Raw genomic sequence first — 20,957 nt, 5'->3', positions numbered from 1 at the left:
GGGTGGTGTGGGCCCTGGCAAGCACACAGCAAGGACTTGTGCAAGGGTACCGGCCCGGCCGAGGCCGCTTCTCGTACGTTCAGCCGCTCGTCATCCCGCCCAAAAGCCACTTAAAGTGATGCAATATGCGTACCGAGGACGTCCTGTCCGCAACCGCGACCGGCCTCTGGCGCTGGGACAACGCTTCGGGGGCGGTGGCCCTCGACGCCGAGGCTGCCCGGCTGCTCGGCCTGCCCGCCGTGGACGTCACCCTCTCCGAATCGGCCCTGCGCTCCCGCTTCCACCCGGTGGACTGGGTGGAGATCAACGGAGTGGTCAACCTCGCCATCGCCGAGGGCACCCTGGCCGAGGCCCGGCTGCGGATCATGGGGGACGACGGCAAGGTGCTGCGGATCGTCCGGACCCGGTCCCGCCCGTACGTCCGCGGCGAGAGCTACGAGCTGATCGGCACGCTGCAGGAGGTCCCCGAGCCACAGCCCGGGACCGCCGCCGCCGCGCACCCCGGGATCACCGGCGACTGGCGGCGTTCACGCGAGGCGTTCCTGCTGGATGCGGGCCGGGCGCTGGCCGAGGCCGACTCCACCGCCGAGGTCCTGCGGGTAGCCGCCACCCTGTCGATGCCCGGCTTCTCCCCGGACGGTCTTGCCGTCTTCGGAGTCGAGGGCGATCGCATGAAGATCATCGGCTACCACGGCTACGCGGCCGGTGACGACGCCCCGTTCCTCAACATGACGCTGGACACGGACTACCCCGCCGCCGAGGTGGTCCGGACCGGCCGCGCCATCTATCTGCCCAGCCCCGAGGAGTACCAGCGCCGCTTCCCCATCACCTGGCCGCTGGCCGCGCGCTTCCACCGCCAGTCCTGGGCCTTTCTTCCGCTGATCGTCGGCGGCCGGACCATGGGCGCGTGGATGGCCGCCTTCAGCCACCGGGTGCCCTTCACCCCCGACGAGCGCTCGGTCCTCACCACCGTGGCCAGGATGCTCGCCCAGGCCCTGTCCCGGGCGGGCGCCCAGGAGTCGGAACGCGAGCTGACGAGCGGCCTGCAGCGCAGCATGATGCCGACGGTCCAGCCGGATATCCCGGGGATGAAGGTGGCCGCGCGGTACGTGCCCACGGGCGGCGGGCTGCAGGTGGGCGGCGACTGGTACGACATGATCCCGCTGCCGTCGGGCCGGATAGCCCTGGTGATCGGCGACGTCCAGGGTCATGACGTGCGGGCGGCCGGGCTGATGGGCCAGCTGCGGATCGCCCTGCGCGCGTACGCCGCCGAGGGGCACCACCCCGACGCGGTGCTCTCCCGCGCCTCGCGGTTCCTCGCGGGGCTGGTCGACCAGTGGCCCGACGGCGACAAGGGTCAGGACGACCCGCGCTTCGCCACCTGCCTCTACATCGAAGTCGATCCGGCGACCGGCACCCTCGACATCGCCCGGGCGGGGCACCCCGACATCGCGACCCGCATGATGGACGGCACGATGCTGATCCGGCCCACCGCGGGCGGACTGCCGCTGGGCATCGATCCGGACTCCGACTACCCCACCACCCGGCTGGCGCTGGAGCCGGGCGAGCTGGTGATGGTCTGCACGGACGGGCTGATCGAGACCGGCGGTCACGACCTGGACACCGGCTGGCGGCGGCTGCGCGGAATCATCGAGCACCACACGGGCGAGACCCTGGACTCACTGGCCGACGCCCTGGTGCAGGCCGTGCACGGGCCGTCTTCGCACCACTCCACCGGACCGCTGGCCGACCGCCGCGAGGACGACATCGCCGTGCTGCTGCTGTGCCGGAACGCGCCCGGCTGCGGCTGCCACCCCGCCGAGGGCGAGCGGGTACCGCTGCCAGTCCGGCGTACCGTCCTCACCATCGCCCAGGCCGAACCCGAGCGGGTGGCGGGCATACGTCAGCAGCTACGGGAGCTGCTGCACGACTGGGCCGATCCGGAGCAGGTGGACTCGGCGGAGCTGATGGTCTCCGAGATGGTCACCAACGTCCTCCTGCACACCGACGGCGATGCCCTCATCGTCGCGGAGATCGTCGGGGAGCGCGGCAAGCGGCGGCTGCGGGTGGACGTCTCCGACGGCAGCGACGAGCAGCCGCACCGCCGCAGGCCCGGCGAGATGGCGTCCTCCGGGCGCGGGCTGCTGCTCATGGAGATGCTGGCCCAGCACTGGGGCGTGGACCCGCGGGGCGAGGGCAAGTGCATTTGGTTCGAGCTCTACGAGGTGTCGCCGCCCGGCCCGGACGGGGGCGCGCCGGAGGCGGCCGCACCCGAGTCGGTCGGGTAGTTCGCGTAGTACGCCCTGAGCTCCGAGATCACGCCGAAGGCGGCCGCGGCGAGCGGCACGGCCAGCAGCATCCCGAGGATCCCGGCGAGACTCGCGCCCGCGGTGATCGCGATCATCACCATCGCGGGGTGCATCTGGACCGTACGGCTCTGGATCATCGGCTGCAGCACATGCCCCTCGATGACCTGCACCGCCAGCACCACGCCCAGCGCCCAGAGCGCGATGGCGAGGCCGCGGTCGGCGAGCGCGACGAGGATGGCCACGGTGCCGGAGATGAACGCGCCGAGGTACGGGATGTAGGCGCCGACGAAGACCAGTGCGCCCAGGCCCAGCGCGCCCGGCACGCGCAGGATGAGCATGCCGACAGTGATGAAGATCGCGTCGATGAGCGCGATCACGGTCGTACCGCGCATGAAGCCCTCGACGGCCTGGACGGCGCGCCGGACCGCGGCCTCCAGGTGCGGGGCGGCGCCGCGCGGGGCCAGGGACTGCAGGAGCCCGGCCGCCCGGTCCGCGTCGCGCAGGAAGAAGAAGGTCAGGAACAGGGCGAGGATCGAGGTCGCGATGAGGTGGCCCACCAGGCTGAACCCGGTCAGCAGCCCGGATGCGGCTGTTCCGCCGAACTTGCCGATCAGGTCCTTGGCGTTGGAGGCGAGGTCGTCGAGCGAGGTGCCGGCGGCGCCGGCGTGGTCCGCCACGTCCTGGGCCGCTTCCTTGAGGGAGGCGATGATCTGGTCACCGCTGTCGATCAGCGCACTGGCCACGATGTAACCGGCGCCGCCGACCACGGCGATCAGCGCCACGCAGGTGAGGGCGGCCGCGAGGGAACGGTTCAGCCGCAGCCCCAGCAGCCGCCGGTGCAGGGGCCCGAGCAGCGCGGTGCCGAGCAGCGCGAGCAGCACGGGCGTCACGGCGGCCTTGAGCACGACACAGAGCCAGATCACGATCGCGGCGACGCCCGAGACGAGCAGCAGCACCCCGCACCAGGCCGCCGTTCGGCGGGCTCCACGAGGCAGCAGGGGCGGCTCGGTCTGCACGCCCCCAGCCCATCACGGGCGTGCCGGGACATCCCGCCCAGCACACCCGCGTGGGTGAGGCCGCGTCAGGCCCCTGCGGGGATGACGCCCAGCTTGCCCGCCCTGAAGTCCTCGACGGCCTGGGCCAGCTCGGCGTGGGTGTTCATCACGAACGGTCCGTACTGCATCATCGGCTCGCGCATGGGCGCGCCGCCCAGCAGCACGACCTCGAGGTTCGGGCTGCGCGACTCCTGTACGGCGTCCGCGCGGATCGTCAGTGACCGTCCGCGGCCGAAGACCACGGCCTGGCCGGTACGGAACGGCCGCCCTTCCGTCCCCGCGGTGCCGCGACCGGCGAGCCCGTAGGCCAGTGCGTTGAAGTCCTCCCGCCAGGGCAGCGTCAGCTCCGCGCCCGGGTTCACCGAGGCGTGCAGCATGATGATCGGCGTGTGGGTCACCCCCGGCCCCCGGTGGCCGTCGAGGTCACCGGCGATCAGCCGCAGCAGCGCCCCGCCGTCGGCGGAGGTCAGCAGCGTGACCCGGCCGCCGCCGATGTCCTGGTACTTCGGGGGGATCATCTTGTCGCTGCGCGGCAGGTTCACCCAGAGCTGGAGCCCGTGGAACAGCCCTCCGCTCGTGACCAGGGCCTCCGGCGGCGCCTCGATGTGGAGGATGCCGGAGCCGGCGGTCATCCACTGGGTGTCGCCGTCCTTGATGACGCCGCCGCCACCGTGCGAGTCCTGGTGCACAAAGGTCCCGTCGAGCAGATACGTGACCGTCTCGAAGCCGCGGTGGGGGTGCCAGGCCGTGCCTTTCGCCTCACCGGGGGCGTACTCCACCTCGCCCATCTGATCCATCATGATGAACGGGTCGAGGTGCTGATAGTCGATGCCGGCGAAGGCCCGGCGGACGGGGAAACCCTCGCCCTCGAACCCGCGCCGTGCGGTGGACACCGCGAGCACGGCCCGCGACCCGGCCCCGGACGGGGCGGAGACGCGCGGCAGGGCCAGCGGATTCTCGACGGTGACAGCAGGCATGGGACGGCCTCCTCGACTCTCGTCGCAGCATATGGTTCAAAGATGAACAACCAGCGGCGTCGCATCATTCCCGGCATGGACGAGGGCCCGCCGCACAAGGCGGCGGGCCCTCACGGGCAGCCCGGACACTCAGCGGTGCTCGAGGCGACGGCGGCCGACGACCCGCACGGCGCATGACGACCGACCGTACGGCTCATGGGTCCCACCACCTGGCGGACGAATGCGGCCAGCCGTCTGCGCAGCACTGGCGTCTAGCCGTACATGCGGCGCATGGCGAAGTCGACCATCTCCTCCACGGCCTTCGCATCGAAGACCATCCGGTGCTCGCCCTCCATGTCGAGCACGAAGCCGTACCCCGTCGGCAGCAGATCCAGCACCTCCGCACCCGTGATCACGAAGTACTTCGACTCCTTGCCCGCATACCGCCTCAGCTCCTTGAGCGTGGTGAACATCGGGATCACCGGCTGCTGCGTGTTGTGCAGCGCCAGAAAGCCCGGTCCCTCTCCTCGCGGGCAGTAGACCTTCGAGGTCGAGAAGACCCCCTGGAAGTCCTCTGCCGACATCGAGCCGGTCGTGAAGGCGCGCACCGCGTCCGCGAGGGAGGGCGGCGACGGCTCGGGATAGAGCGGCTGCGCGCCGTAGCCTGCGGCCGCCTGATGCTGCGGCGGGGGCGCCGCGGCGTACTGCTGCCCGGCACCCGGGTTCTGGTCGTAGCCGTACATGCCCCAAAGCGTAACGAGTCACAGTTGGCCGCCCGGGGCTTGCGCCTTATTACCGACGGGTAGCATCATGTGCATTACCGATTGGTTGTCTAAAGAGGACCCTTCCCTCTCCGATCCTTACGGAGCCGTCGCCATGGGGCACTACAAGTCGAATCTCCGCGACATCGAGTTCAACCTCTTCGAGGTGCTCGGGCGCGACACCGTCTACGGCACGGGCCCGTTCGGAGAGATGGACGTCGAGACCGCCAAGAGCGTGCTCTCCGAGATCGCCCGGCTGTCCGAGAACGAACTGTCCGACTCCTACGTGGACGCCGACCGCAACCCGCCGGTCTTCGACCCGGAGACGAACACCGCGCCCGTTCCGGACAGCTTCAAGAAGAGCTACCAGGCGTACATGGACGCCGAGTGGTGGCGTCTGGGCATCCCGGAGGAGATCGGCGGCACCACCGCCCCGCGCTCTCTCCTGTGGGGCTTCGCGGAGACGATCCTCGGCTCGAACCCGGCTGTGTGGATGTACTCCTCCGGCCCGGCCTTCGCGGGCGTCCTCTTCGAGGAGGGCACCGAGGAGCAGAAGAAGGTCGCGCAGATCGCGGTGGAGAAGCAGTGGGGCTCCACCATGGTGCTGACCGAGCCGGACGCCGGTTCGGACGTGGGCGCCGGCCGCACCAAGGCGGTCCAGCAGGAGGACGGCTCCTGGCACATCGAGGGTGTGAAGCGCTTCATCACCTCGGGTGAGCACGACATGTCCGAGAACATCCTGCACTACGTGCTCGCCCGCCCCGAGGGCAACGGCCCGGGCACCAAGGGCCTGTCCCTCTTCCTCGTGCCGAAGTACGAGTTCGACTTCGAGACCGGCGAGCTGGGCGAGCGCAACGGCGTCTACGCCACCAACGTCGAGCACAAGATGGGCCTCAAGGCCTCCAACACCTGCGAGATGACCTTCGGCGACCGCCACCCGGCCAAGGGCTGGCTGATCGGCGAGAAGCACGACGGCATCCGCCAGATGTTCCGGATCATCGAGTTCGCCCGGATGATGGTCGGCACGAAGGCCATCGCCACCCTCTCCACCGGCTACCTCAACGCCCTGGAGTACGCCAAGGAGCGCGTGCAGGGCCCGGACCTGGCCGCCTTCACGGACAAGACCGCGCCGCGCGTCACCATCACGCACCACCCGGACGTGCGCCGCTCGCTGATGACGCAGAAGGCGTACGCCGAGGGCATGCGGGCCCTCGTCCTCTACACCGCCTCCCTCCAGGACGAGATCCTGATCAAGGAGGCCGCGGGCGAGGACGCCTCCGCCGAGAACCGCCTGAACGACCTGCTGCTGCCGATCGTGAAGGGCTACGGCTCGGAGAAGTCGTACGAGCAGCTGGCCCAGTCGCTGCAGACCTTCGGCGGCTCGGGCTACCTGCAGGAGTACCCGATCGAGCAGTACATCCGGGACGCCAAGATCGACACCCTCTACGAGGGCACCACCGCCATCCAGGGCCAGGACTTCTTCTTCCGGAAGATCGTCCGCGACCAGGGCCAGGCGCTGACCACCCTCTCGGAGGAGATCAAGAAGTTCCTGGCCGACGCCACGGGCGGCGAGGAGCTCGCCCAGGCCCGCGAGGAGTTGGCCGAGGCGGCGGTGGACCTGGAGGCGATCGTCGGCGCGATGCTGACGGACCTCGCGGCCACCGAGAAGGACGTCAAGTCGATCTACAAGGTCGGCCTGAACACCACCCGTCTACTGATGGCCTCCGGCGACGTCGTGGTCGGCTACCTGCTGCTCAAGGGCGCGGCCGTCGCCGCCGAGAAGCTCGGCTCGGCCTCCGCGAAGGACGTCCCCTTCTACCAGGGCAAGATCGCCGCGGCGAAGTTCTTCGCGCACGACATCCTCCCGGGTGTCTCCGTGCAGCGCCGCCTCGCCGAGTCCATCGACCAGTCCCTCATGGAGCTGGACGAGTCCGCGTTCTGAATCGAGCCGAATCGAGCCGAACGCGATGGGCCCACCCTCTGGCCGGGGGTGGGCCCATCGTGGTTCGCGCCGGCTCAGGCGGCGGGCCGGAGCCCGGCGGTCCGCACAACCGTCGTGTGCGGTGACGAGTCTTCTCTGGGGTGACCATTCGACAGGGGCATTGCGTCGATCACGCTCGACGCCGCCCAGGGGGAGGACCGCAATGAGAACCAACACCCGTATCAGGACGACTGTGTTAACGCTGGTCGCGGTCGCGACCATGCTCGTCGCCCCATCCGCAGGTGCCTCACCGGCCACCGCGCGGGCGACCGGAGAGTCCCTCCACTGGGAGATCTCCTCGGCGGGCACCCTGTCATCAGGGGCCCACCTCAGCTCGGTGGCCTCGGCGGGCAGGCACGCGGCCTGGGCCGTGGGACACCAGAGGTTCGACGGGGTGGCCGACGGTGTCGTCCTGAAGTGGAACGGCAAGGAATGGAGCCAGGACCGCACGGCCGGCCTGCCGCAGGTCGATTACTGGCACTCGGTGAGCGCCGTGTCGCCCTACGACGTCTGGGTCTACGGCTGGAGCCAGACCGAGGAGACGGCGGCGCATTACAACGGATGGCGCTGGCAGCGCATCGACCTGCCGGAGCTGCCCGACGGAGCGATCCACGGCTTCTCCGAACTCGCCGCGGTGCACGGCCGCACCTGGCTCGCCGGCGACCACCGGATCAGCACGTATGCCAACGGGACCTGGCGCACGACCGACCTGGGCTCGGGCTTCGGCGTCACGGACATCCACGCCCGGTCGGCGTTCGACGCCTGGGCGGTGGGCGGATACTCCCGGGTCGGGGAGAAGTCGCGGCCGGTGGCGCTGCACTGGAACGGCAGGACCTGGAGCGAGGTGTCGCTGCCCGACGTCCGGCTGCGCCTGGCGAACGTCTACGCCGAGTCCCGCCACAGCGTCTGGGTGAGCGGCCACACCACCCCGATCGGCGATGACGGCTACCAGCCCAAGGTGCTGCACTGGAACGGAAAGACCTGGCAGGACGTCACGGGGCCGGTGGAAGGCCTGGCCCCCCAGGCGCTCAGCGGAGACCGCCACGGCAGGATCTGGCTCAGCGGCGACCCCGCCGGCTGGGAGGGCCCGCCGGTCTTCTGGCGCTACGACGGCAGGCGGTGGACCCGGATGCCCGGGGCGACGGTCCCCGGCGGCGAGACCCAGAGCTACACCGTCACCGACCTCGCCCCGATCGGCCACACCGGCCGGCACTGGGCCGTCGGCAGTTACGAGCTCCTCGACGGCCAAGGCGGCGCCGACAACTACGAGTTCATCCAGCGCGCCACGCGCTGACATCCGTCCCGCGCGGACCCGCGGTCCCGGCGCTGCGAGCACCATCCGGGGTGCGGGTCCGCTGCGTCGCAGACGACCTCCCGGCCGCCCGCCCTCTCCCAGCTACCGCTGGGTGTCGAGGAGTTCCTGACGGCCCGCCGGGGAGGACGGCGCTGATCCGGATCAGCTGCTCACCAGCCGGCGGCCAGGTTCACGCCGCCGATGCCGCGCGACCCCGGCGTGGCGGACAGCGGTTGCTCGGCCCAGATGGTCTTGCCGTCGTGCACGTAGCGGGTGCCCCACCGCTCTGCGATCTGAGCCACCAGGAACAGTCCGCGCCCGCCCTCGTCGGTGCTGCGGGCCTGACGCAGATGGGGGGAGGTACTGCTGGTGTCCGAGACCTCGCAGATGAGGTTGCGGTCGCGGATCAGCCTGAGCCTCAGCGGCCCGCCGCCGTACCGGTACGCGTTGGTGATCAGCTCACTGACGATCAGCTCGGTGGTGAAGACCATCTCCTCCAGCCCCCACTCGGTGAGCTGGGACGTCGCCACCGACCGGGCATGGGCGGCCGCGGTCGGCTCGGCGGGCATCTCCCAGGTGGCCACCGCGTGTTCGGCCAGGACTTGGGTCCGGACCATGAGGAGCGCGACGTCATCGTTCGGCTGGTGGGGCAGCAACGTACCCTCCACCGCCTTGCACGTCGCTTCCAAAGAGCGTGCAGGACCGCTCAGCACGCCGCGTAGCCGCGCCAGCCCCTCGTCCAGATCGCGGCGCCGGCCCCTGACGAGCCCATCGGTGTACAAGGTCAGCAGGCTGCCCTCGGCCAGTTCCAGTTCGGCGGTCTCGAACGGCAGCCCGCCGAGGCCGAGCGGCGGGCCTGCGGGCAGATCGGGGAAGTCCACCTGTCCGTCCGGCGTCACCATCGCGGGTAGCGGGTGGCCTGCGCGGGCGAGGGCACAGCGCCGGGAGATCGGGTCGTAGACCGCGTACAGGCAGGTCGCACCGACGATCTGCGGGGAACTTTCGTGCCCCTGTTCCTGCTCGGTGGCCAGCCGGTCCACGAGATCGTCCAGGTGGGACAGGACCTCGTCCGGAGGCAGGTCGAGGTTGGCCAGAGTGTGCACGGCCGTACGCAGCCGGCCCATCGTGGCCGCGGCGTGAATGCCGTGCCCGACCACATCGCCCACGACGAGCGCGACGCGGAGCCCGGAGAGCGGAATGACGTCGAACCAGTCGCCGCCGACGCCTGCGGTGACATCGGCCGGCAGGTACCGGTGGGCGATCTCGACGGCCGGATGATCCGGCATCTCGCGCGGCAGCAGGCTGCGCTGCAGGGCGAGCGCCGCCTGGTGCTGCTGGGTGTAACGGCGGGCGTTGTCGATGCAGACGGCGGCGCGGGAAGCGAACTCCTCCGCCAGCGTGAGGTCGTCCTCCTCGAACGGCTCGGGCTGCCGCCACCGCCACAGACTCACCACACCCAGGACGAGCCCTCGCGCGACCAGCGGGACCGCAATCAGCGAGTGGACCCCCAGGTCGAGGAAGCTTTCGGCCCGTTGCGGGTCGACGGATTGCCACCCGACAGGAATCCTCAGCTCCGGTTCGAGGATCGGGCGCCGCTGGGCCAGACTCCGCGCCCGCGCGGAGTCCGCGGGGAAGTGCACGACCTGGTCCACCGGATACATCACCCGCAACGCCTCGGGCGAGACGGCTCGGACAGCCATCCGGCACACCGGTCCGGACGCCTCCCGGGCGGGCTCCTCGCCACGGGTCACCGGCTCGAGCAGGTCCACGGAGACGCAGTCCGCGATGCCGGGCACCGCCACCTCGGCCAGCTCGCGCGTGGTCCGGGCTACGTCGAGGCTGGTCCCGATGCTGGCGCTGGCCTCGTTCAGCAGCGCCAGCCGCCGGCGGGCCTGGTAGCGGTCGGTGACGTCCTCGACCATCTGGGCAACCCCGAGGGTCCGGCCGGAGGAGTCCTCCATCCGGAACGCCGAGACGGACACGATCAGCTCCCTCTCGGGGTCGTGCCGCAGCCGGCAGGTCTGTTCGGTGAAGATCAAGGGATCGCCCGTCTCGAGCACCCGCCGCAGCCCCGACTCCACCGTCTCCGCGTCCTTACGGACGATGAAATCGCCGGTGCGCAGTCCGCGGTACTGGTCGGCCGGGACCCCTCCGAACCGGGCGATCGCCTTGTTCACCCGCAGGATGCTCAGGTCGGGAGCGAAGAGAGTGAAACCGATCGGGGCCCGGCGGAACATCCCTTCGATGGCCGACCGGTCCGTCTCCCACTGGAGCACCTCCTCCGCCGGGGCGCCGACGAGGAACCACTCGAGGCCGGCCTCCGTCCGCACGACCGCCCGGGCGCGGAAACCCAGCTCCACCCGGCTGCCGTCGCGGTGCCGGACCGGCACGATCCCGAACCAGCCCCGGTCGCGTACGCAAGCCGCCGCCGCTTCCCTGACGACGCCCTCGTCGCGGGGGTCCACCAGGACATCGCCCGCCGGCCGACCCAGCACCTCCTCGGGCGGGTAGCCGAGCAGTGACTCGGCCAGCTCGCTCCAGCCGACGACCCTCCCCTGGTCGTCCAGCACCGCCGAGGCCGCACGACGCAGTGCGAAGGGGTCGTCCGGCCCTTCGCTGAACGTCGTCACCGGTGTGTCCATCACCTACCACCCTCGTACCACCCGAGTGGAATCGCGCCTCGGCGCCGTGCGGTGCTCGTCGTGATCCACCCCGGTCCCCACCAGTATCGTCCAGGTGAAAGCACCCCGCGTCCGCTCGGGCGCACCCACCGGCAACAGCCGCGGCGCCCGCAGGAGCCCACACCAGGGCTCGCGACCCTACCTCCAGCCGGCGACCGCTGCCGGCGTATGCGTGGGCCCGTCCCATCGCAGCCGGGCCTGCGGCCTCCGTTCGCCGACAGCTCGGCGGCGACAGTCGGCACGTCGCCGCGGCGGCAGCGGCCGCCCGCCAAGGACGGGACGAGGGGTTGAGCCCACGGTGCCGCTCCTATCCTGGTGGAGAGGGAGCTGCACGTGACTGAGCAGATGTCCGGAACCGGGCGGATCCCGGGAATCCGGCAGGCGAGGGACGCAGTCGCCCGCGAGGCGTGGAGCGAAGCGTACGAGCTGCTCTGCGGCCTCGACCCGGCACTCCTCGGCCCCGACGATCTCGACGCGCTCGCCGACGCCGCGTGGTGGACCAGCCGAGTCGACGAGTCCGTCGTGGCGCGGACGAAGGCCTACGCCGGGTATGTGACGGCGAACGCCGGGCGCCAGGCGGGATACACCGCGTGGATGCTCTTCTACGAGCACCGGCTCGCGGGACGTACGGCCGCTGCCGCTGGCTGGCTCCGCCGGGCCCGGCAGCACCTCAACGGCGAGCCCGAGTGCGTCGAGCAGTGCTATCTCGCCTGGACCGAGGCCGAGGAGGCGCAAGAAGGGGGTGCTTTCGACGAGGCGATGGCCTGCGCCCGCCGGATGGCGGGCATTGCGCGGCGCTGCGGCAGCGCGGACCTGCTCGCCATGAGCATGCAGGTCCAGGCGGGCGTGCTGATGTCCGAGCACCGGGTCGCCGATGGTCTCGCGCTGCTCGACGACACCTTGTGCTCCGTCACGGCGGACGAGCTCAGCTCGTTCTTCACCGGCTGGACCTACTGCCTGGGGCTCCAGCAGTGCATGGCGGCCGCCGATCTCGAACGGGCCGCCCAGTGGACCGAAGCCGCCATGGCCTGGTGCGCGTCGATGCCCGAGGCGAACAACTTCCGGGGGCTGTGCCGGGTGCACCGGGTGGAGGTGCTCGAACTGCGCGGAGCCTGGTCGCAGGCCGAGACCGAGGCCGCCCTGACGTGCCGGGAACTGCTGCCCTACGAGGCCCGCATAGCCGCGGATGCGATCTATCTGACGGGAGAGATCCAGCGCCGCCGCGGGGACCTGGCCGCGGCCGAGGCGTCGTACGACCGCGCGCACGAGCTCGGCCGGGACCCGCAGCCCGGCCTGGCGCTGCTGCGCCTGGCGCAGGGCAAGGCGGACTCCGCCGCCGCAGCGCTGCGGCTCGCGCTGGCCGGTGAGAGCACCGGCGCAGGCCAGGACGCGGGCCCCGGGATCCTCGATCGCTGCCGACTGCTCGCCGCCCAGGTCGAGATCTCGCTCGCGCTGCGACAGCTCGGGACCGCCCGCGCGGCGGCCGACGAGCTGGCGGCGCTCGCCCGGGAGTGGCGGGAGCGGCGGAACGCCGGGACCACCGTGCCGCACGCGACAGCGGCGGCCGCCGACGGCGCGGTCGCGTTCGCCGAGCACGACCTGGATCGGGCGCTGCCCCGGCTCCACCGGGCACTGGGCCTGTGGCTGGAGCTGAGAGTCCCGTACGAGGCGGCGCAGGTCCGTATGACGCTCGCCGCCGCCTGCCGGACCGCCGGGGACCATGAAGGAGCGCGACTGGAACTCCAGGCCGCACGGGCGGCCTTCGAACGACTCGGCGCGGGTCCCGACGCGCGACGGGCGGCGGCCCTGCTGGGTGACGTGCGCCGCCGGCAGCCGGGCGGGCTCACGCCGCGGGAGGTCGAGGTGTTGCGGCTGGTCGCCGCGGGCCGGACCAACCGGAGCATCGCCACCGAGCTGGTGATCAGCGAGCACACCGTCGCCCGGCACCTCAACAACATCTTCGCCAAGCTGGACGTCTCGTCCCGCGCCGCCGCCACGGCGTACGCCTACACGCACGGCCTGGCCTGATCCCGGCCACATATGGGTCGTTCCGCCCATGCCCCGGACCGGCGAAATGGGTCGTCCACGCGATGAGGCCAGTGGTGCCCGGGCCTACAACGGACCTGTACCCGTTCTCCGACGACGCGGAAAGCCGGTGTCCGCCATGACGACCTACCTGCCGACCTTCGACGACAACCTGCTGGAGCGACTGCGAGGGGCCGTACGCGGCGACATCATCGAGCCCGACGACCCCGGCTACGACGAGGCCCGCAAGGTCTACAACGCTATGCACGACAAGCGGCCGGCGATCATCGTCCGGGCTGTCGACGCGGGCGACGTCATCGCCACCGTGGACTTCGCCCGGGAGCAGAATCTGCTGCTGGCGGTGCGCGGCGGCAGCCACAGCGTCCCCGGCCACGGCACCTGCGACGGCGGCGTCGTCCTCGACCTCGGCCGGATGCGCGGCATCCGGGTCGACCCCGAGGCACGTACCGTACGGGCCGAGGGCGGTTGCACCTGGGCAGACGTCAACCACGCCACGCACGCCTTCGGCCTGGCCACCACGGGCGGGGTGGTCTCAAGCACCGGCATCGGCGGGCTGACCCTCGGCGGCGGCATGGGCTATCTGGCCCGGCGCTGCGGTCTGTCCTGCGACAACCTGGTCTCGGTCGACCTGGTCACGGCCGACGGGCGGTTCCTCACGTGTACCGAGGACCACCATCCCGACCTGTTCTGGGCCGTTCGCGGCGGCGGCGGCAACTTCGGAGTCGTCACCTCCTTCGCATACCGGCTGCACCCTGTGGCCGACATCCTCGGGGGGCCGACGTTCTACCCGCTCGACGGCGATGTGATGCGGGGCTACCGGAGGCTCATCGCCGAGTCCGAGGAGAACCTCGGCGCCCTGCTCGTCGTCACGCTCGGCCCGCCGCTCCCGTTCCTGCCCGAGCGCTGGCACGGGCGCCCGGTCTGCGCAGTGATCACCTGCTGGACCGGCTCCGAGGCCGAGGACGACCGGGTCCGCGCCCGCCTCGCCGAGATCGGCCCGATCGTCGGGCAGCACGTCGGCCGCATTCCGTACCCGGTGATCAACACTCTCTTCGACGCGCTGCTGCCCGCCGGCCTGTACCACTACTGGAAGGGCCACTTCAGCCGGGGCCTGCCCGACCCGGCGATCGATGCGCACCTGACCTACGGCGCGACGATCCCGAGCCTGGAGAGCGCAACCGTGATCTTCCCGATCGACGGTGCCTGTCACCGGGTCGGGCCGGAGGAGACCGCGTTCGTCTACCGCGACTCCGACTTCGCGACCGCGCTCAGCCCGGCCCTCACCACCCGCGCCGACTGCGAGGCCACCATCGACTGGACGCGCGACTACTCCTCGGCACTCCAGCCGCATTCCGCGGAGGGCGGCTATGTGAACTTCATGGACCAGGACGACCAGGACCGGGTCCGGGTCAACTACCGGCAGAACTACGACCGCCTGACCGAGCTCAAGCAGCGCTACGACCCCGGCAACCTCTTCCGCCTGAACCACAACATCCGGCCGTGAGGGGCGGCCACGACCCGGCCCCGGGAGGCTCCCGCGGCGTCCGAGCGCCCCAGGGCGGGCAGCCCGTCTCTATGCTGGTCGCATGAGCGTGCACGCCCGCTTCGACCGCGGCCACACCGACGACCTGACCGCCTTCCTCGCCGAGAGCCCCTCGCCGTACCACGCCGTGGCGAGCGTCGCCGAGCGCCTGGAGAAGGCCGGGTTCCGGCAGGTCGAGGAGACCGCGTCCTGGGACGGATCGGCCGGCGGAAAGTACGTCCTGCGCGGCGGCGCGATCATCGCCTGGTACGTGCCGGAAGGCGCCCGGCCACAGACCCCGTACCGGATCGTCGGTGCGCACACCGACTCACCGAACCTCCGGGTCAAGCCCATACCGGACACCGGAGCGCACGGCTGGCGGCAGATCGCCGTCGAGATCTACGGTGGCACGCTCCTCAACACCTGGCTCGACCGCGATCTGGGCCTGTCCGGCCGGCTCACCCTCCGCGGGGGCACTCCCCCAGCTAACGCTGGGGGTGCCCCCACCCAGGCCGGAGGCTCTGGGGGAGGGGGCCACCGCCTCGTCTGCATCGACCGTCCGCTGCTGCGCGTGCCGCAGCTCGCCGTGCACCTCGACCGCTCCGTCAACACCGACGGCCTTAAGCTCGACAAGCAGCGCCATATGACGCCGGTCTGGGGCCTCGGCGACGTCGCCGAAGGCGACCTGATCCGGTTCGTGGCGGAGGAAGCGGACGTCCCCGCCGAGGAGATCGCCGGCTGGGACCTGATGGTGCACGGCGTCGAGGCCCCCGCCTACCTCGGACGGGACCGGGAGCTGCTCGCGGGCCCTCGTATGGACAACCTGCTTTCCGTACACGCCGGAACCGCCGCGCTGACCGCCGTGGCCGGCTCCGACAGTGACCTGACCTGCATCCCCGTGCTCGCCGCCTTCGACCACGAGGAGAACGGCAGCCAGTCGGACACCGGCGCCCACGGCCCCCTCCTCGGTAACGTCCTGGAGCGGTCCGTCTTCGCGCGGGGCGGCGGCTACGAGGACCGGGCCCGCGCCTTCGCGGGTACGGTCTGCCTCTCCTCGGACACCGGCCACGCCGTGCATCCCAACTACCCGGAGCGGCACGAGCCCGGACACCACCCCGTGCCCAACGGCGGCCCGATCCTCAAGGTCAACGTCAACCAGCGCTACGCCACGGACGGCAGCGGCCGGGCGGTCTTCGTCGACGCGTGCGAGCGCGCGGGGGTGCCGTGGCAGTCCTTCGTCTCCAACAACGCCATGCCCTGCGGCACCACGATCGGCCCGATCACCGCTGCCCGGCACGGCATCGCGACCGTTGACATCGGTGTCGCCATCCTCTCCATGCACTCGGCGCGGGAACTGTGCGGCGCCGAGGACCCGTACCTCCTGGCGAACGCGCTGACGGCCTTCCTGGGGGCATGAGTTGGAATTCTCGCTGCTTGGCCCGGTCGCCGTCAGCACCGGGTCCGGGGAGCTTCCGCTGGGGCCCGCCAAGCGCCGCAGCGTGCTGGCCCTGCTGTTGCTCCAGCCGGGCATCACGGTCTCCCTCGAGCAGCTGATCGCCTCCCTGTGGGAGGACGAACCACCCGCCCACGCCCGCACGGTCGTCCAGGGCCATGTGTCGCGGCTCCGCGCCACGCTGGCGGAAGCCGGTGCGGACGCGTACGGCATCGAGCTCGCCACGCAGGGCTCGGCGTATCTGCTGCGACTGCCCGAGGAGTCGATCGACGCCCATCGGTTCAGCGGACTGCTCGCCCTCGTGCGGCCCGAGACGGAACCCCGGGACGCCGTGTTCCTCCTCCGGGATGCGCTGAGCCTGTGGCGCGGACCGGCGCTGACCGGCACCGTGGCGAGCCCGCAGTTCGCCGCCGCCGCGCATGCGCTGGAGGAGCGGAGACTGACGGCCGTCGAAGCGCTGGCACGGGCCCATGGCGCGCTTGGCGAACACGACCAGGCCGCGGCCGTGCTCTACGCCGAGGCGGTCGCCAACCCGCTGCGCGAAGGGCTGGTCGCCGCCCTGATGCAGGCGCTGTACCGGGCGGGCCGGCAGTCGGACGCGTTCGGATGGTTCCACCGGACCCGGCAGCTGCTCGACGAAGAGCTGGGCGTCCGCCCCGGGGAGCGGCTCACCCGGGCGTACGAGGAGATCCTGCGCGCCGAAGCCGCCGCCCCGGCGTCGTACGTTCCCGACTACGGGCCGTCCCCGGGGCAGAGCGCACCCGCATCGGCCGCGTCCGGTCCCACGCCGGACACCGGCGTCCGCCCCGGCCACCGCACCCCCTGCCTCCTGCCCCGGCCCCCGGCGCGCTTCCTGGGCCGGGAGGCCCAGCTGACCGAGCTGACCCGGTGGGTCGGCGGCGCAGCGGCAGGCGAGAGCCCGATCGCCTTGGTGACGGGCCCGGCCGGAGTCGGCAAGACCGCCTGCGCCGTGCAGTGGGCGCATCTGCACGGCCACTCCTTCTCCGACGGGCAGCTCTTCGCCGACCTGCGCGGCTTCGGGGAGGGGGACGAGGCGACGCCCGCCGAGGTGCTGCGCGAATTCCTGCTCGGCCTCGGCACGCCGCCCGAACGCATCCCTCCCTCGGCTCAGGCCGCGTCCGCACTGTTCCGGTCGGTGGTCGCCGATCGCAAGCTGCTGGTGGTGCTGGACAACGCACGCAGTTCGGCACAGGTACGGCCGCTGCTGCCCGGGGGACCGGCCTGCGCCACGATCGTGACCAGCCGCAGTCGGCTCGACGGTCTGGTCGCCACGGACTGCGCCCGGCCGGTACCCGTTCCGGTGCTCGGGACGAGCGAGGGGGTGGCGCTGCTCGGCGCCATGCTCGGCCCCGAGCGGGTCGCCGACGATCCGGACGCCGCCCGCGAGTTGGTCGAGCTGTGTGAGGGGCTTCCGCTGGCACTGCGCGCGGCGACCGCCCAATTGACGGCTCGTCCACGGTGGCGGCTCGCCCGGCTGGCCGCGGCGCTCCGTGACGAGCGACGGCGGCTGGCGCTGCTGTCGGCCGAGGACACCGGTATCGCCGCAGCGCTGCGGATGTCCGTGGCGCGGCTCTCGGCGGACGACGCACGGCTGTTGAGCACGCTCGCCACGGGTTTCGACCGCAGGGTCAACGCCTCCGCGGCGGCCGCACTCGCCGGATCCGACCCCGATCGTACCCGGGACGGTCTCGACCGGCTCGCCGAAATGCACCTCGTCGACGAAGAGGCCACCGACCGCTACGTGATCAGCGCCCTGGTACAGCTCTTCGCGCGGGACGAGGAGCCGGGCGAGGCCGCCGGTCCCTCCGCAGCGGTTGAGCGTTAGGGAAAGGTTAGCGGTACGACAACGGGTGTCGTCAGGGTTGATCGTGCCCATCAATCACCCTCAGTACGGAGACAGCTGACATGCCGTCAAGCACCCCCACCCCTGCCGCCACCACCCACCGGTCCCGGTCGCTTCGCCTCGCCGCCGCATGCCTGACCGCTGCGGCAGCCCTCACCCTGACCGCCTGCAAGGGGGACTCGTCCGACCAAGGGGCCTCCAAGGTGTCCACGATCAACGAGTCGGCAGAGTCGTCCACGACCACGAAGAAGAGCGACAGCGACAGCTCGGGCTCAAAAGCCCAGGCGCCGGGCGGCCACGCGCAGTCCGGGTCCGCGACCACCCGGTGCACCATCGACAGCATGAAGAGCTTCATCGCCCCTTCCAACAGCCATGCCTCGGCCCAGAAGAAGGCGGTGGCCACCCTCTCCGTGACCAACTTCTCCGGCGAGACCTGCACCCTTCAGGGCTACCCGGGCGTCGCGATCCGCGACGACTCGGGCAAGACGTCGACCACGATCAACGCCAGCCGCAGTGGTGCGAAGCCGACCCTGATCACACTCCAGGACGGCCAGTCGGCCGCCGCGCAGTTGCTCTACGACGACGTGAACCGCGAGGGCAGCGCGAGCGGCCGCCTCGTCTGCCCCGTCGAAGCCGCCACGGCGCAGGTGACCCTCCCGGACACCAAGCAGACCGGGACCGTCCAGGTGGACAACCGCGACGGCGTGGGCGCCGACATCCTGAGCATCTGTGGCAAGGGCGTCACCGTCACGCCGCTCGCTCCGGCCAAGTGATCGTCACGTGATCGCCGATTTCCCCCGTGCCGAACGCTCCCCCCTGGCATGGCTGTTCCGGGCCCGGGTACCCGACAAAGGTCCCCAATCCGGAACAGCCGAGTGACAACGGAGGCGGACACCATGGGTATCGGCGGGTGCATTGTCCTGATCGCGGTGGGTGCCATCATCACCTTCGCGGCGGACTGGCACATGGCCGGAGTCAACCTCGACCTGGCGGGTCTGATCATGATGGCCACCGGCTTCATCGGGCTCGCCGCCTACGTGAGCATCCTCAAGCGGCGGCGCGTGCAGCCCCCGGCCCCGGGCGCGCCCGTGATCGAGGTCGAGGACCACAACCGCTACTACCGGTGAGCGGACGACCTGCTCCTACGCGTCCAACCCGGCGAGCACCAGCGGGAGTCGGGACGCACCGTCACCGGTCACCCGGACCGGGACACCCCAGTCCTGCTGGTGCACATGGCAGGCCGGGAACTCGTTCCCACCCGCGGCGGAGCCGCTGTCGGACGCTGTGTCGTCGCAGGAGGCGGCCATCGCGGAGACGTGCAGCACGCCCTCGGTGAGGCCGTCGGCGAGGACAAGATCCCGGCCCAGGTCCGTGCCCGTACCGGCGCCGTCCGCCAGCAGTTCCGGCGGGGAGGCGCTGACGATCAGCCGGGTCGACGGACCGTAGCGGTCGTCGAGCTTCTGCCCGGCGGGCGCGTGGAACACCACGTCCAACCGCAGCGTGCCCGGAGCGACATCGGTCGCCGCGCGCTGCGTGCGGTGGGCGACGGACTCGACCTGTACGGCCTCCTCCGGGAGGCGCAGCCGGGTCAGACGGTGCCTGGCGGACTCCACGACCACGATGTCGCCGTCGACGAGCACGGCGCCGGACGGCTCGCGCAGATCGGTCGCGAGCGTGCTGACCTTACCGGTCGACGGAACGAAGCGGCGCAGCGCGTGGTTGTACGTGTCGCAGACGGCGATCGAGCCGTCGGGAAGCGCGGTCACGCCCAATGGGTGCTGGAACAGGGCCTGTTCGGCGGCGCCGTCCCGGTGCCCGAAGTCGAACAGGCCGGTGCCGACGGCCGTACGGACCGCGAAGCGGTCCCCGTCGCGCTCCACCCAGCGGAGGGCCGAGGTCTCGGAGTCGGCGATCCAGAGGCGGTCCTCGGTCGCGGCGAGACCCGACGGCTGGGCGAACCAGGCCTCGCGGGCAGGGCCGTCGACCAAACCCTCGTTGGTGGTCCCGGCCGCGGCCTCGACGGTCCCGGTCACCGGATCGTACGTCCACAGCTGGTGGACGCCCGCCATCGCGATCCACAGCCGGTCCGCGAACCAGGCCACGTCCCACGGCGAGGAGAGGTCCACCTCGCGGGCGGGTCCGGAGGTGGGGGAGCCCTGCCACCACTGGGAGCCGGTTCCGGCGATCGTCGTGACCTCGCCGGTCGCCGGGTCGTACGCCCGTAGCGCGTGGTTGACGGTGTCGGCGACCGCCACCGTGCCGTTCGGGAGCAGCGCGAGTCCCTGCGGCTCACTGAACCGGGCCTGCTCCGGACCGCCGTCCGCCAGCCCGCGCTCCCCGGTGCCGATCCGGCGCAGCACCGTCTCGCCGTCCGCGTCGAGCTCCACCAGCCGGTGCCGCGTCGTGTCCGAGACGAGGAAGGTCCCCCCGGGGAGGAAGAGCGCCTTGCCGGGGAAGCGCAGCTCGGTCGCCACGGGCTCCGGGGCCAGGTACGGGCCGTCGCCGCGGCGCAGAGTGCCCTTGGCGGCGTGCTCGGCCTCAAGTTCCTCGACGAGCTTCTCGATGGCGTGGGCGTGGCCCTCACCGGCGTGCTGGGCGACGACATAGCCCTCGGGATCGATCACGACAAGGGTGGGCCAGGCACGGACGGCGTACTGCTTCCAGGTGGCCAACTCGGGGTCGTCGAGGACGGGGTGATGCACCTCGTAGCGCTCCACGGCGTCCACGACGGCCTGGTGCTCGGCCTCGTGCACGAACTTCGGGGAGTGCACCCCGACGATCACGACCGTGTCGCGGTGCTTCTCCTCCAGCTCCCGCAGTTCGTCCAGAACATGCAGGCAGTTCACACAGCAGAAGGTCCAGAAATCGAGAATCAATGTGCGACCTCGAAAGTCGGCGAGCTTGAGATCCTTGCCGCCGGTGTTGATCCATCCGCCCTTGCCGATCAGCTCGGGGGCGCGGACGCGGGGACGGCGCGGAGCGGGCGAGGCAGTCGTCATGCCTCCCAGGGTGCCATCCGCGACCAGGGCCCCCGC

General features: G+C 71.4%; 15 protein-coding genes. 10 read left to right on the top strand and 5 right to left on the bottom strand.

From position 1 onward, the window contains the following. Positions 1 to 125 precede the first annotated feature (125 nt). Positions 126 to 2,288: a SpoIIE family protein phosphatase gene (locus ACTWQI_RS07265; RefSeq protein ID WP_443268526.1), complete on the top strand. Its 2,163-nt coding sequence runs from the start codon at positions 126 to 128 to the stop codon at positions 2,286 to 2,288. Here the strand turns inward: ACTWQI_RS07265 and ACTWQI_RS07260 are convergent. Together ACTWQI_RS07260 and ACTWQI_RS07255 are read right to left on the bottom strand one after the other, a co-directional pair. Then, positions 2,219 to 3,325: an AI-2E family transporter gene (locus ACTWQI_RS07260; protein ID WP_443268524.1), complete on the bottom strand. Its 1,107-nt coding sequence runs from the start codon at positions 3,323 to 3,325 to the stop codon at positions 2,219 to 2,221. The genes ACTWQI_RS07265 and ACTWQI_RS07260 overlap by 70 nt on opposite strands. A gap of 65 nt (positions 3,326 to 3,390) precedes the next feature. Further along, positions 3,391 to 4,341 carry a pirin family protein gene (locus ACTWQI_RS07255; protein WP_443268522.1) on the bottom strand — a complete coding sequence of 317 codons (951 nt, stop codon included), beginning with the start codon at positions 4,339 to 4,341 and terminating at the stop codon, positions 3,391 to 3,393. Positions 4,342 to 4,383: 42 nt separating this feature from the next. Here ACTWQI_RS07255 and ACTWQI_RS07250 point away from each other — a divergent pair, with 42 nt between their 5' ends. After that, positions 4,384 to 4,518, top strand: a complete 135-nt coding sequence (locus ACTWQI_RS07250) for a hypothetical protein (RefSeq protein ID WP_443268520.1) — start codon at positions 4,384 to 4,386, stop codon at positions 4,516 to 4,518. Positions 4,519 to 4,592: 74 nt separating this feature from the next. Here the strand turns inward: ACTWQI_RS07250 and ACTWQI_RS07245 are convergent, their stop codons facing one another. Then, positions 4,593 to 5,063 (bottom strand): SseB family protein, encoded by a 471-nt coding sequence (locus ACTWQI_RS07245; RefSeq protein WP_443268518.1) that lies wholly within the window; start codon positions 5,061 to 5,063, stop codon positions 4,593 to 4,595. 133 nt (positions 5,064 to 5,196) lie between these two features. Here ACTWQI_RS07245 and ACTWQI_RS07240 point away from each other — a divergent pair, with 133 nt between their 5' ends. Both ACTWQI_RS07240 and ACTWQI_RS07235 read left to right on the top strand, forming a co-directional pair. Continuing rightward, on the top strand, positions 5,197 to 7,023 hold the full coding sequence (locus ACTWQI_RS07240; protein ID WP_443268516.1) for an acyl-CoA dehydrogenase: 1,827 nt from the start codon (positions 5,197 to 5,199) through the stop codon (positions 7,021 to 7,023). A gap of 202 nt (positions 7,024 to 7,225) precedes the next feature. Then, the gene (locus ACTWQI_RS07235) at positions 7,226 to 8,356 is read left to right on the top strand and encodes a hypothetical protein (protein ID WP_443268514.1); all 1,131 of its coding nucleotides are present in this window, start codon (positions 7,226 to 7,228) and stop codon (positions 8,354 to 8,356) included. 170 nt (positions 8,357 to 8,526) lie between these two features. Here the strand turns inward: ACTWQI_RS07235 and ACTWQI_RS07230 are convergent, their stop codons facing one another. After that, a complete protein-coding gene (locus ACTWQI_RS07230) occupies positions 8,527 to 10,998 on the bottom strand; it encodes a SpoIIE family protein phosphatase (protein WP_443268512.1) in 2,472 nt (823 codons plus the stop codon). A 384-nt stretch (positions 10,999 to 11,382) separates the two neighbouring features. Here ACTWQI_RS07230 and ACTWQI_RS07225 point away from each other — a divergent pair, with 384 nt between their 5' ends. The 6 genes from ACTWQI_RS07225 (at position 11,383) to ACTWQI_RS07200 (ending at position 19,049) form a co-directional block, all read left to right on the top strand. After that, a complete protein-coding gene (locus ACTWQI_RS07225) occupies positions 11,383 to 13,065 on the top strand; it encodes a LuxR C-terminal-related transcriptional regulator (protein WP_443268689.1) in 1,683 nt (560 codons plus the stop codon). Between the two features lie 136 nt (positions 13,066 to 13,201). After that, a complete protein-coding gene (locus ACTWQI_RS07220; protein ID WP_443268510.1) occupies positions 13,202 to 14,587 on the top strand; it encodes an FAD-binding oxidoreductase in 1,386 nt (461 codons plus the stop codon). Between the two features lie 82 nt (positions 14,588 to 14,669). Next, positions 14,670 to 16,022, top strand: a complete 1,353-nt coding sequence (locus ACTWQI_RS07215; protein ID WP_443268508.1) for a M18 family aminopeptidase — start codon at positions 14,670 to 14,672, stop codon at positions 16,020 to 16,022. Position 16,023: 1 nt separating this feature from the next. Continuing rightward, complete coding sequence (locus ACTWQI_RS07210; protein WP_443268506.1) at positions 16,024 to 17,904, top strand: BTAD domain-containing putative transcriptional regulator; 1,881 nt, start codon at positions 16,024 to 16,026, stop codon at positions 17,902 to 17,904. 80 nt (positions 17,905 to 17,984) lie between these two features. After that, positions 17,985 to 18,695, top strand: a complete 711-nt coding sequence (locus tag ACTWQI_RS07205; protein WP_443268504.1) for a DUF4232 domain-containing protein — start codon at positions 17,985 to 17,987, stop codon at positions 18,693 to 18,695. A gap of 123 nt (positions 18,696 to 18,818) precedes the next feature. Further along, complete coding sequence (locus ACTWQI_RS07200; RefSeq protein WP_443268501.1) at positions 18,819 to 19,049, top strand: hypothetical protein; 231 nt, start codon at positions 18,819 to 18,821, stop codon at positions 19,047 to 19,049. A 15-nt stretch (positions 19,050 to 19,064) separates the two neighbouring features. Here the strand turns inward: ACTWQI_RS07200 and ACTWQI_RS07195 are convergent, their stop codons facing one another. Beyond that, positions 19,065 to 20,921 carry an NHL domain-containing thioredoxin family protein gene (locus ACTWQI_RS07195; RefSeq protein WP_443268499.1) on the bottom strand — a complete coding sequence of 619 codons (1,857 nt, stop codon included), beginning with the start codon at positions 20,919 to 20,921 and terminating at the stop codon, positions 19,065 to 19,067. Positions 20,922 to 20,957: the final 36 nt, after the last annotated feature.

The organism is Streptomyces sp. KR80 (assembly GCF_052245555.1).
Taxonomy (GTDB): Bacteria; Actinomycetota; Actinomycetes; order Streptomycetales; family Streptomycetaceae; genus Streptomyces.
The sequence above is the reverse complement of the archived record's forward strand: the minus strand, read 5'-3'. Positions and strand labels throughout refer to the sequence as shown.

Excerpts from the sequence above, each read along its gene's own strand:
- ACTWQI_RS07265 (WP_443268526.1), top strand. The coding sequence starts at position 126 with ATGCGTACCGAGGACGTCCTGTCCGCAACCGCGACCGGCCTCTGGCGC.
- ACTWQI_RS07255 (WP_443268522.1), bottom strand. The coding sequence starts at position 4,341 with ATGCCTGCTGTCACCGTCGAGAATCCGCTGGCCCTGCCGCGCGTCTCC.
- ACTWQI_RS07250 (WP_443268520.1), top strand. The coding sequence starts at position 4,384 with ATGAACAACCAGCGGCGTCGCATCATTCCCGGCATGGACGAGGGCCCG.
- ACTWQI_RS07245 (WP_443268518.1), bottom strand. The coding sequence starts at position 5,063 with ATGTACGGCTACGACCAGAACCCGGGTGCCGGGCAGCAGTACGCCGCG.
- ACTWQI_RS07240 (WP_443268516.1), top strand. The coding sequence starts at position 5,197 with ATGGGGCACTACAAGTCGAATCTCCGCGACATCGAGTTCAACCTCTTC.
- ACTWQI_RS07235 (WP_443268514.1), top strand. The coding sequence starts at position 7,226 with ATGAGAACCAACACCCGTATCAGGACGACTGTGTTAACGCTGGTCGCG.
- ACTWQI_RS07230 (WP_443268512.1), bottom strand. The coding sequence starts at position 10,998 with ATGGACACACCGGTGACGACGTTCAGCGAAGGGCCGGACGACCCCTTC.
- ACTWQI_RS07225 (WP_443268689.1), top strand. The coding sequence starts at position 11,383 with ATGTCCGGAACCGGGCGGATCCCGGGAATCCGGCAGGCGAGGGACGCA.
- ACTWQI_RS07220 (WP_443268510.1), top strand. The coding sequence starts at position 13,202 with ATGACGACCTACCTGCCGACCTTCGACGACAACCTGCTGGAGCGACTG.
- ACTWQI_RS07215 (WP_443268508.1), top strand. The coding sequence starts at position 14,670 with ATGAGCGTGCACGCCCGCTTCGACCGCGGCCACACCGACGACCTGACC.
- ACTWQI_RS07205 (WP_443268504.1), top strand. The coding sequence starts at position 17,985 with ATGCCGTCAAGCACCCCCACCCCTGCCGCCACCACCCACCGGTCCCGG.
- ACTWQI_RS07200 (WP_443268501.1), top strand. The coding sequence starts at position 18,819 with ATGGGTATCGGCGGGTGCATTGTCCTGATCGCGGTGGGTGCCATCATC.
- ACTWQI_RS07195 (WP_443268499.1), bottom strand. The coding sequence starts at position 20,921 with ATGACGACTGCCTCGCCCGCTCCGCGCCGTCCCCGCGTCCGCGCCCCC.